The 12,852-nt window shown below is 40.3% G+C and carries 7 protein-coding genes; all 7 read right to left on the bottom strand.

What is annotated here, in order from left to right:
- Window positions 1-74 precede the first annotated feature (74 nt).
- Window positions 75-197 carry a hypothetical protein gene (locus ACYQ3L_RS13330; RefSeq protein ID WP_379999330.1) on the bottom strand — a complete coding sequence of 41 codons (123 nt, stop codon included), beginning with the start codon at window positions 195-197 and terminating at the stop codon, window positions 75-77.
- Between the two features lie 158 nt (window positions 198-355).
- Window positions 356-2,650, bottom strand: coding sequence for an alpha-L-rhamnosidase-related protein (locus tag ACYQ3L_RS13325; protein ID WP_459952422.1), 2,295 nt, complete (start codon window positions 2,648-2,650; stop codon window positions 356-358).
- Window positions 2,651-2,723: 73 nt separating this feature from the next.
- Window positions 2,724-4,325 (bottom strand): glycoside hydrolase family 28 protein, encoded by a 1,602-nt coding sequence (locus tag ACYQ3L_RS13320; protein ID WP_379999326.1) that lies wholly within the window; start codon window positions 4,323-4,325, stop codon window positions 2,724-2,726.
- A gap of 13 nt (window positions 4,326-4,338) precedes the next feature.
- Window positions 4,339-6,453, bottom strand: coding sequence for a polysaccharide lyase family 8 super-sandwich domain-containing protein (locus ACYQ3L_RS13315; RefSeq protein ID WP_379999323.1), 2,115 nt, complete (start codon window positions 6,451-6,453; stop codon window positions 4,339-4,341).
- Window positions 6,454-6,586: 133 nt separating this feature from the next.
- Window positions 6,587-7,807: a glycoside hydrolase family 88 protein gene (locus ACYQ3L_RS13310; protein ID WP_379999321.1), complete on the bottom strand. Its 1,221-nt coding sequence runs from the start codon at window positions 7,805-7,807 to the stop codon at window positions 6,587-6,589.
- Window positions 7,808-8,021: 214 nt separating this feature from the next.
- Window positions 8,022-9,746, bottom strand: a complete 1,725-nt coding sequence (locus ACYQ3L_RS13305; RefSeq protein ID WP_379999318.1) for a RagB/SusD family nutrient uptake outer membrane protein — start codon at window positions 9,744-9,746, stop codon at window positions 8,022-8,024.
- Window positions 9,747-9,765: 19 nt separating this feature from the next.
- On the bottom strand, window positions 9,766-12,852 hold the full coding sequence (locus tag ACYQ3L_RS13300) for a SusC/RagA family TonB-linked outer membrane protein (RefSeq protein WP_379999316.1): 3,087 nt from the start codon (window positions 12,850-12,852) through the stop codon (window positions 9,766-9,768).

The following is a 12,852-nucleotide window of genomic DNA, read 5'->3' as shown; positions in this document are numbered from 1 at the left end:
ATATTTGTGTCCTTAATACTTTTTCTTTGTGTTCTTTGTGGCAAAAAAGGTTTGATCACAAAGAACACAAATTTTTATACGAGGTTACTTCCTGCCCAGGCCGCAAAAGGAAACAAAAACGCTTTTGCGCCCCGCTTCAACTTACGGTTTTGGGTCGCCGAAGGAGGTGTAGCCTTGATTTTTTGTAACTTTTGCATCAAGGCAACGTTTAATAAAACAAGCCCGCAGGAGCGTCAGAAGAATAGATCGTTAAAACTCAACTACTGATTCGCATTATTAATACATTCATATAGACACATATATATTGTAGAAGATTTTTTAGCATAAGGCGGTACCTGTAACAATATAACGAAACTTATTGCCGGCTGGTTGCTCCCAAAATCACCAAAGTATGCTTACCCGAGCCTATATTTACTTTTACAAAACCATTCACTGATTCGCCTTTCTGCTTCAGCCCATCCACCTCCAGCCTATATCCTTTTGTTATATACGGAAGCCATACCTCTGCCTCCATATTAGCGGGAATCCGGACATCCATCAAGAAACGTTCTTGCAAATTATTTACAAACGATACTATCACATCTCCTCTTATGGAAGGAACTTTTATTGATGCTTCACGCAGATGTGCCGGCTGCGGTTTGATGCGTATCTTTTTAAATCCGGGTTCAATAGGTTCAATACCCATCAATTTTCTTGGTATCAGGTTGGCTGGAGCCGCCCCCCATGCATGATTCCAGTCTAAATTGGGTTTATATTTGTCGTCCCATGCTTCCAATGTAATTGTAGAACCAGCTCTTATCATATTGTACCAGCTACGCTCTTTAGTCGAAGTAAGTAGTTGTAGAGCATGCTCTGCAGCATGCGCATTGTACATAGCATCTAACAAAAATTGCGAACCGTAGACACTGCACGCCATTTTCCTGGATTTAATAAAATCTGCAACTTGCGTCACATTTTTGTCTGGAACCATATTAAAAGCCATCGGAAACATATTCGCATGCAAAGAACTATGATCTGTGTCTATACCATCCTTGTAATAACCCTTCTTGGGGTCGAACAGCAATTGGTTAAATTGCTTCTTTATCTGTTGTGCTTCTGCTGCACAATACTCTAGATCTGCCTTATGTCCTAATACTCCGGCTATCATACCCATCACTCTCACAGCTTCGTAATGAAACGCGTTCACTACTGTATTATAATCAGTTAACACATACCCATCAGCTTCACCAGGATTTTCTTTCTCATCGCCGATAATTCCCGACTGAGGCCAGTCTACGATATCCCTTATAGATTTTCCTTTGAAATGTATACTCTTATTAAATTCCTCAGTTAGTTTTCCGGTTTTCGTGGATATTAATCCATTGTCCTCTTTCAACGCCATCAATGTTTTAGCTTTCAGGTCATTGTAATAACGTTCGAGAGAGGCTTTGTTCCCGGTATACATATAGTCATACCAAGACATTAAAACCGATTGAAGACTCCATTCGGTAGGCCATGTCGGAGTATATAGAAGATATTCGTGCGTATGGCGCGCCATAGTATATTCCCTGTCTACAGCATAATGTCCAAGCTGATTTATAAGCGCATCTGCTTCGTATGCTATACGTTCCCTATCGCCATCAATATAAGTACCCATAAAAGAGGTTGCTTTTATCGAATACCTGCATAGTTCCCATACCTGATTCAGAACAGAATCTGAAGAATGAAAATAAGCCGCCATGTCATTAAAAGGATAATGAACACTTTGACGCATCACACTCTTGCCGGTTAATGGATAAGAGTAGTTATCTATTTCGCAATAGCGGAACGGATAAACCTCTCCTATATAATCGGGCATGTAGACCGGGTCTGTATTACTTTCGTTCTTTTTCTTACTTGTGTTTCTCTCGTCAGGCCTGAATTTGATTGTGTAAGAATGAATTCCTGCCATCAGTGGCAACTTATACTCGGTGTATCGGATATATCCTCCGGGGTTTCTATCAATTAACCCATCTTTGCTCCGCTCCCCCAATCGTATAGTGATTGTATCTTCACCATTTTCGGAAGCCAACGTTAATTTTAATCTTCCAAATGCCGCTTTTCCAAAATCAATAAAAGTATTTTGGTTTCCGGTCTTATTTATATCGACAGGATATTCGTCGGTGATTTGAAGTGGATATTGTGTTGTTTTACCATCCAGTTCCGAAGCGGTCATAAAGGGCTTTATGACCGAAAACGGACTTTCATTTCCATGATTATCCCAAGTTTTCACTCTCCAAAAATAAACTTTTGACGGTTGAAGAGGAGCACCTTTATACTCAACTGCAACAGAGTTTTCGCTTGCTACTGTTCCACTAGTCCATACATCCGCCCTACCCGCTTCCAATATTTCCTTAGACGAAGCCACCTCCAGGCGGTATGCGACTTGTAAAGCGTTAGGCATTTTACTATTTACCACCCACCCAAAACAAGGCTGTGCGCTGCGCACTGCTGCTATTTGATAATGCTCTATAGCCGAATCTATATCAGACAAAGACATGGTAGTGAGATAGCCATCTAAAAATACTCTGTCGGTATGTTCTAATAAATCTGTTGTCAGATTGGTAGGAGCCTGAGGTTTCACAAGCAGCACAGACAAAAAGAATATGAAGGAAATAGACAATAAGCGCATATATAAAAATAAATTAAATTTTGATTTTAAATCACCGGTCAATATTTTTTACAAAAATCGGCATGTTATAGTATCAACGATCGTGATTACCTGTCACCTCCTTTTTATCTGTTCCTGCAAGAACAGCCAAAGGATTGGTGCCAGTTTTAGTATTAGATAAATCTATGGCGGTACTGTTTATTATCTTGAATATCGGCTGATTTCCTGCCGGAGGCGCCGCCATAAGATTGTCTATGCTTATCTTATGCACATCGTCTAAAATAACCGATGGGCGGAAATCTTCTTTTCTGACTGATAAGTCGATATTTTTTAACGTCACATTTTTTATATGGCGCAAGAATAATCCGCTTGATGGATATACAAAACCATACATACGATTTTCGGGGTATGAGCCTGCGTATTCCGGCAAAGGAGCATCAGCCTCGGCTTTTGTCCCATCGCCCATAGTACTTATTTTTATATTTTCCAATGTCACATTTTCTACATAGTAACCCTGGACCGCGCTTATCGAGCTGGTCATTTTGCTGTGGCTAATAGCCGTAATGTTGCGGAGAGTGAGGTTAGAAACCCGGCCTACCTTCAAAGACGGTTCTAATCCGTTTTTCTCCGAATTATAGAAGTCTTGATTACCTGCCTGCCCCGCATTGCGACGCCCCATTATCACAAAAATAGGAGTTTGTACATCTTGCATAGTGATATCCGAGACTGTCACATTATCTACCATGCCACCATCTACCGACTCTAAAGCAATACCCGAAATTACAGTAGTAGGCAATTCTATAAATTTCAGATTCTCTTGCCATTTGCGCATATTGTCTTCCGATGCTTTTTTGATGAAGCAATTAGAGATATTGATATTTCTGAATCCACCATCCGATTTTGTACCGAATTTCACTGCATTGCAATTGGTAGCAATAGTACAGTTACGTACTGTTACATTTTCTACAATACGGTTCGGGTCATGGCTTTTCAGGCAGATACCATCATCATCAGCATCTATATTGCAATCCTCTACCAATACATTATTGGCATCAATATCCATAGCGTCTTGATTAAAATTGGTGTGATTGTAAATATTCAACCCTTTCAGATGCAAGGTATCACAACCCAAATAATTTTGTAACCAATAAGCCGAATTACGCAAATGGAGGCCATGCACTTTTATGTTTTTGCTATCAATAAACAGAAGCATACAGGGGCGTTTACGGCTTTCCGGACTTGAGTCGTTACCCAGTTGGAATGCAGGGTTGTCTCCATTTCCATCAATTGTTCCCTTTCCTGTAACGGACACATTGCGCACTCCTTCGGCAAAAATAAGAGCCTTGCAACCAAACTCTTTTCCCGGTGGATGCGTAAATGAGTTTATGTATTTCACTTTATTGTCGGGATAGTCACTGAAAGAAGCACTGCCCTTTAGTATGGCTCTCTCTTCGAGATGCAAGTTCACATTGTCTTTCATATACAATGTTCCTGATATATACACTCCTTCGGGAATAATTACAGTGCCTCCGCCTTTGCTATGGCACTCGTCAACAGCTTTCTGAATGGCCTGCGTGTTTATGGTAGCCCCATCGCCTACAGCCCCGTAATTTTTCACATTGAAGCCGGTCTTGTTGGCGCACGATTGCCATAGAACAACCATAGATAAAATAAGGATCGAACAGATTTTCTTCATGCTTTACTGTATATTATTTTATAAGATTAAATTTCCGGTCCACAATGCTACCGGCATATTCTCCCTGAGGAAGCTCTATTTTAATTGCGGTCTGTTTTTCCAGAACCGTAGCTCCCGGCCCATTTAGTTTTTTACTCACGTTTAAAGTAATTTCTCTGGCTTCGTATAAGGGGTCGGATACCGAGATCTGGTATTCTTCGTCTTTTCCTTCCAAAAGCACCATAGCCGGTTTATCGGCAGTAATCCGGAAGCCTTTTGCCAACGTCGCTGTTCCCGGCGAATAAAAAACAATCATACAGGAGCCCGCTTCCTTATTCCTTACTACTTGCAACCGACTGGTATTTTCCAGTACCTCGAAGCCATGCTGTTTAGCCTTTTGCTCAAAATTGGATATCGAAACATCGGGCATCACGATATAGGCGTAACTGCTATTTTGTGGTTTGTTGCCATGATCTACCCACAGGCTAAACACCTTTTCGGTCAATTCTTCCTCATCGCCTAAATCTCTTATCATTTGCCACGAACCTTTTTGGTCGGTACTTTGTATGACACAGTTTGACGCTTGCGGAAAGATATACCCGACATTATCGTGATGCACCCAGTCTATATGAGATGAGGTCTTTCCAGTATTATCTAATTTTTGGACTTTCCCATTTTCTGAATAAAATACATCGCCATTAGCAAAACATTGATTCAGGGTAGTCTCTACCTTGTCTGGTGCAACAGACGAAATGCCCGCACCTAAACATAACATGGCGTCGCCTGCAAAAAAGTATGCTTTTTTTGCCTGCACTCCTCTATAGTGGTGCTCATATGCCAGTACTCCATTTTTGCCGTTGCTAACTCCTCCCGCAAACTTATTAGTGCCGAAATGATATCCTTCCAACCGTGTAGAGTCCTGATTGGCCAGTACCGTAGTGCCTGGGATGCGCGCCCAGTTCCAAACAGGAAAGATATCGAAATATTCTTTCCCGGATGTCAGTATATTGGTGGTACCCAAAGGCAAATTGTAGCCTTTCAGGTTTTCACCGTTCAGCATTTCGGTCCCATTAGTTCGGGTCGAGATCACTTTGGCCGACAAGTAATAATTGCCACCATGATATGTCATAATAGCCGAATTCCAAAAAAATTTGTTGCCCACCTGCGGAAAAGGAGCGCCATCTAAATGTCTACGCCAAGCATCGTATGCCGGAGCATTTGCGGAATCTATCACAGCCATCAGTTCCAATACGCCAGGCGATATGTTGGTCATATGCCCCACACGGCTGATATTACGTCCTTCGGTACCAAAATCATAAGTTCTCCTGTAACCGAATATTTGCTGTCCACCCAACATGGTTTGCCTGAATATCTCCATTTTTTCGGGAGTGAACAGTTGGGCAAAAGATGTCTGACGTGACAAATGGATAAATTGAGCAAGATCGCTCATAAAAGACATTCCATACCCGCCCGAATATAGCTGTGGCCGATGTTGATGTATGCTGTTATCTATTTTCATTCCCTCCACCATTTTACTGTCGGCGATGATGATGGTAGAAGCGATGGAGTTGAAGCTGATGGAAATCAATTGATAATTATCTTCGATACAACCCTTGTGCATGGTGATAGACGATATCCAAGTCCGGTTTTTCCCTTTATGTGCTGCATTAGATGTTCTATCTTCCAGATAAGATGAATAATGATGTAATTTTTCCTTTTCGATTTTTCCTTTTAATAAGATGAGTACCGCCATATAATTTTGCGGCCCGCCTATTTCGTTCCACCACCAATTGGTAGAACGTGGGTGTTTTTTGAAATAATAATCGATTCCCAAAAGGATCTTATCCAACAAAAACTTAGAATTGGAAAACTCAGAACCTGTTTTTCGGTATGCTAGCGCCATTTGCACGAGACGTTCGAGGTGAGGGCCGGAAGGAAACTCCCGGACCACGGCGTCATAGTCTACATCACTCCAGCTGCCATCGGCTTTTATGCTGCTCATGTACTGGTTCACCTGTTGTGGACTGTAACTGCCTTGCAGATGTTGATCGACAAGACGTCCGGTAATCAGGTCTATATCCTGCTGTTGAGCCGCTACAAAAACGGTAAATAACAAAAAAAGACCCAGAGATATAATTTTATTTTGCATCAAAAAAGATTTTTAAATAATATAAAGTATTTAACGATATGTTTTTATAGAATAACTATCTCATAATGTTATACATACTAAAAATATTCACCGGAGCAAAGCGTATGTAAAGCTATAAAAGAGGTCTGCAACCTTATTTATTCAGGTCTCTATAACGCTTCAATGCTTCTACATAATAATAATCGGCGTAAGTAAGCGGGACATCCAATTCGGTCATTGCCGGAATATTACCTACCGAGTGCATAAGAATAAATCCTCCATTGGTGTTTGGGCGAGCCGTATACTTAGGCGACGATAACGCTATAAGTATTTTTTTTGCATAGTTCTCATATTTTTGGGAAAGTGCCGGGGATACATATTGCGCCAGTTCCAGCAATCCCGAGCAATTAATAGCCGCCGCCGATGCATCACACAAAGAATCCGGTATATCAGGAGCGTTAAAGTCCCAGTACGGTATCAGGTCTTGAGGCATACTGGGATGGTTGAATTGGAATTCTGCTATTTTGATTGCCGTATCCAGATATTTTTGGTCTTTGGTAAAACGATACATCATCGTGAAGCCATACAACCCCCATGACTGTCCGCGCGACCATGCTGATGTTTGGGAATAGCCTTGCCCTCCCTGATAGTAAACAATTTTACCTGTTTCGGGATGATAATTGATTCCATGATACAAACTGTTGTCTGTTCTGAAATGGTTTTTCATAGTCGTATTGGCATGCGTAACGGCAATGTTATAATAAGTACTATCGCCAGTTACTTGAGTTGCCCAAAAGAGCAATTCAAGATTCATCATATTATCTATTATGACAATAAAATCTTCGGGTTCGCGGTTGTGTGATTTTATACAACCTACTTTCGGATTGAAACGTGTGATAAGTGATTTAGCGCTGTTTATCAATATTCCCTTGTATTCAGGTTTTGGCGATATGCGGTTGGCATTACCATAGCTGCAATACATCATAAAGCCTATGTCGTGTGTTTCGGTATTGAATTGTTCTTTTTCTAACAGTTTCAGCATACGCAAACCTTCGTCGTATAGCTCCTTCTTGCCCATCTCTTCGTACAGATAAAATAATGTACCGGGATAGAATCCACTGCACCACCAACTAGAATTAGATGTTTGCAAACGCTGCAAATATGGATTATTGGTTCTGGGAAATTGATCTTTACCCGATTCGTTCAGTTTTTTTATCATGTGTCGGTATTGAACAGTAGCATTATTTAATTGTCTGGCGGCATTAAAGGAACTTTTCTCTATGTTCTTGCCCGGCTGGGCATGTATTGGTATTGAAAGTGGTAATATAATAAGGTTTACTATAAAAAAAACAAGCAAATGTTTTAATATTTTCATAATGAAAAAGAGTTTGTTTTACATAAAGGTATGAAGAGTTTTTTACACTCGCCATACCTTCTTATTAATATATTATTGAGGGATAATGAGCCATCCGTAATGCTACGGTATCATTTTCCAATATACAAGAGAGACATTTCTCATGCGGTTCGTAATCTGGGTCTGATAAGACACTTATCTTGCTATAATATCAATAACAAGGCAATAATAGCTGTTAGAAGTAACCTTTATTTTGTTCTTCCTCTATAGGACCTCTAGGATTCAACCGGTCGATATGTTTTTGTGGAATAGGGCGTACTCTGTGATAGTCTTTGATGTTTCTGGCAGCTGTAGCATTCCACTTAGTGACATATTCCACCAACTTTTCGCAACGTACAAGATCTTCCCAACGATAATATTCGCCAAGCAACTCACGTCCCCGCTCATCCAACATAAAATCTACGAAATTGGTCTTTATATCGTTCTCGGTTACTTTGATTAATGGAAAGGTCGAATTTGTATCTCCTTCCTCCCCCCCTTCTTCTATCCAATATTGAGGATATTTTGCCTCATCTGCTTTCCAGGCAGCGCGTTCGCGTAATTTATTAATATAGGTTATGGCTGTGGTATAATCCCCTTTTCGACCTGCGGCTTCGGCAGCTATCAGATATGTCTCGCCCAAACGCATACGCACCCATTCGCGTGAACCCCTCTGTTCTGCTACTGTAGCACGCTTAGGATCAAAATGCTTGATTAGCGAAGGATATCTGTCATTGTTCTTAGTCTCATCTTCCTTGTTCCACTGAAAGTAAGTATATTTATGCGTACTTCCCGGTTTTGGTGCATTCAGGCTGTAATATATTGCTGTATCACCTATTGCCAAACCTTTTTCCGCTTTATTTGCATAATTTACCCAACGAAAACTTTTATAAAAGCGAGAGTCATTTTTGCGGTCAAACAATTCGAACATTACTTTATTGGTCGGACGGTGAAATCCCCAAGGTCTGCCATTAGCTATATCACGGACCATTCCCGGGACACTTTCGTACGACGAACACCAGTATAAATGCCCATAATTCCCCCCCCCATTATAAATAAGATCGTAAGTAAACTGGACTGAAAAAATTACTTCCTTGTTTCCCATATTATCAATATCCCATAAATCCGAAAAGTTGTCTAATAAGGCATATTTTGTATTGCCGATCACTTTTCGGGCATAATATAAGGTACTATCCATATCGGTCGTTTGTTGACCTCTTTGCTCAGCAACCGCACTGCCACGGGTCAAATATACTTTGGCCAACAAGTGGGCTGCTGCATATTTTGTCGCTTTCCCTTTTTTTTCAGTTGCTGTTTCATTCAGATTTTCTTCAGCATAACGCAAATCCGAAATAATCTGATTATAGATATTACTAACCGGTGCACGTTTAAAATCTGTCCTTACCGAGACCGGATCTGCCACTGTTACCAAAGGAATACTTCCAAATTGCTGCACCAAGTCGAAATAATAGTATCCTCTGAAAAACCGCATTTCTGAGGTACATTGTCTCTTTTCGGACTCCGACATGCCTTCTATTTCGGGTAATGCTTGCAGTACTTCGTTAGTGATATTAATTGCTTTGTAATTATTTTCCCACCAATTATGGAGATTTTCCCAAGCTGGATTTAATCCGGAATTGTAAGAATCAGTTGGTTTTGATATGCCTCCTACCGCTCCAACGATCAGGTCAGTACCCAGTTCGGTAAACAGGTTTGTAAATTCGCCCCCTACTCCGTAACGCATATAGCTATATGTAGCATCAACTGCAGAAAGTACTCCTTGTTTAGTTTTATAAAACTCATTGCCTATGCGAGGCACTTCTTTTTCTGCCAAAAAATCATCACACCCAACACTTAGGAATAATATTCCGGCTGCAATAGAAAATGCTTTGATTGTTTTTATATAATTATTGCTCTTCATATTTTTTCTTTATATACTATTAAAAACTTAAATTAAGACCAAGTATCCAACTGCTTAAACTTGGCGCCGCATAACCGGTTGCACCCTCTGGATCTATCCCTGAATAGTTTGTAAACAACAATGGGTTTTCGGCTGTAAAGTATATGCGACACCTTGATAGAGCAGCTTTTATTATTAGTTTTTTAGGAAGAGTGTAACCTAATGTGACTGTTTTCAATCGTAAGAAATCCGATTTTTCGTAATACAGAGAAGATTCATAATCGATGTTTTGAAAACCTCTGTCAGGCTGTGGATAAGCATTAGTCGGATTAGTGGCTGTCCAATAATCGTATTTCACATTATTATTACGATCCGATTGATGATTGTAACGAATATTGTTAGACAGCATTCCTCCCAGGGTTGAGTATGCAACTACATTTAGGTCAAATCCTTTATATACAAACGTATTTCCCAGATAAAAGATATGCTTTGGATTTCTTTGTCCTATAATTACCCGATCTTTATCCGCGCTGATTCTATAATCCTTATCGATATCTTCTACCCTAATCTGACCCGGTTTAAATTTATGCCCATTAGTATTGAATTTTGCCATTTCAGCTAAATCTTCGGGTGTATTTTGCCAGATTCCTATTTTATTATAATCATAGAATGTATTCACAGCTTCACCTATAAACCATTTATTACCTATATCATCTGTTTTTCCATTGTAGAGCTCTACAATTTCTTCCTTATTGGTACTATAGGTAAAATTACTAGTCCATAGAAAATCGCGCAAGCTTAAATTAACTGTGTTCAAACTCAGCTCCAATCCTGTATTTTTGGTTTTTCCTATGTTAGTTAGAGTTCGGCTATATCCCGAAACCGCAGGTATCTGCCTGTGCAACAGCAGGTCGTATGTATTTTGACTATAAATATCCAGAGTACCGTTTATGCGTCCTTTAAAGAATCCAAAGTCAAGGCCAATATTCCATTGCTTTGTTGTTTCCCATGTCAAATTTTTATCAGGCAGGTCACCCGGCGCATAACCAATCACCAAATCGTTGCCATAATTATAATATTTCTTCGACAATAAGCCCTTTGTCTGATAAGGATCTACTGACTGATTTGCAGTTACGCCATATCCAAAACGCAGTTTCAAGTTATCCAGGCTTTCATAGTTTAAAAACGATTCTTCATTCATACGCCAAGCCAATGAAAAAGAAGGGAAAGCAACCCATTTATGTCCATCGGCCAGGCGCGATGATCCATCGTAACGCATTGAAGCAGTTAAGTAATAACGCCCCTTATAATTATAATTTACTCTGCCCATAAAAGAAGCTAAGCTTGCAACAGTATTATTGCTCCCTATTTCCTTGATAGTAAGAGCAGATGCAATATCATTATAAGTTAAATAATCCGATGGTAAATTTTCTACGGAAGCATTAAGGCTTTCTTTACGATTTTGCTCTACCGACTGCAATAATGTTCCTCCAAACGAGTGCTCGCCTATTTCCTTATTATAGAACAGCAGGTTTTCGATGGTGTATGCATAAGTGTTTGTTTTAGAATTGCTCGCGCTATTCACCCTACCTTGATTTGCCAGACTTGAAGAAAAGCTGTTGTCTTCAACTCCAAAATAATCAATACCTGCATTCAAACGATATTTCAGGCCATCCAGAGGCAATTTTACTTCTACATAATAACTGCCAAAAAAACGATTTACTTTCAGCGGATTCACTATAGCCCCGTTTACTAAATACTGCAAAGGATTCCAATACTGAACATCAACACCTGTTGTGCATTCTGTCAGATTGCCGTTTTCATCATACAATGCCCCTAACGGATTTACCCGCCAATCGTCTTGAAAATTGCGTCCTCTTTTATTCACCGAATGAGAGAATTGTGTCTGGCCTCCAATCTTCAGCCAGTCGGTCACTTCTGTATCGAGACTCAAACGAACCGAATATCTGTCGTATTGCTGTGTTTTATATACCCCTTCATTGCTAAAATAAGTCAAACCCAATGCAAACTGAGTCTTATCATTTCCACCTCGTACTGTTGCCTGATGGTCGGTTACGATACCTGTTTGCTCTACATCTTTCCACCACAATGCACCGGAACGAATTTTGGACGGGTTGTAATTTCCATTGGCATCATAGGCCATTGCGATCGATTGCCATGTATATGCATCAAGAGGGGAGTCGTTAGGTTTAGTCGGATTACCGCCAAATGCCGCAATGGTAAAGTCCAGCGTTTTATCAGGCGTTGCCGAAGAATATTCACCTTTCCCGCGATACGACTCTCGTATATAGTCGGCATACTCTGCTCCATTCATTAACTCCAATTTATTCTTAATTGTTTGGAAACCAAAGTATCCATTATAGTCGACCTGGACTTTTCCTGTTTTTCCTTTTTTGGTAGTGATGATAATCACTCCATTTGCTCCACGAGAGCCATAAATTGCTGTGGCCGAAGCATCCTTCAACACATCGACAGATTCTATATCTCCCGGAGGGATTTCGTCTAAGGCTCCGGTTACAGGAATACCATCCACTACATATAGTGGATCATTCTTCGCTGATATAGATCGTGTCCCACGAATAAGAACCGAAGCACTCGCTCCCGGCTTCCAGCTACTTTTTGTAACCAACATTCCGGGAATTTTACCTTGCATGGCTTCGGCAACTGTCAGTCCGGGACTTTCCATTAATTTCTGTGAATTGACAGATGCAACAGATCCGGTAAGGTCTTTTTTCTTTACCACACCATATCCCACTACTACCACCTCGTCCAGTTCCGATCCTGCACCATGCTCCATTATTATATTTAGTGTAGATTGATTCCCAACAGTTACTATATTGGCATTATAACCCACGTAGCTGAATTTGATCTTTGCTCCGGCTTTTACCTGTAACGTGAAATTACCATCTAAATCGGTAACTGTTCCATTATTTGTACCTATTTCTATTATAGTTACTCCAATCAGGGTTTCACCCGAAGGATCTGTAACAACTCCCTTGAGCGTCCTTTTATCGTTCTGTGCATTTGCCAAATTGAAGAATAGACAAACAGTCAGAAGCATAGTTAGCCACCTATAACAGAGTATTCTTTTTTTATTTTTTTTCAT

The organism is Dysgonomonas termitidis (genome assembly GCF_054657735.1).
The sequence above is the reverse complement of the archived record's forward strand: the minus strand, read 5'-3'. Positions and strand labels throughout refer to the sequence as shown.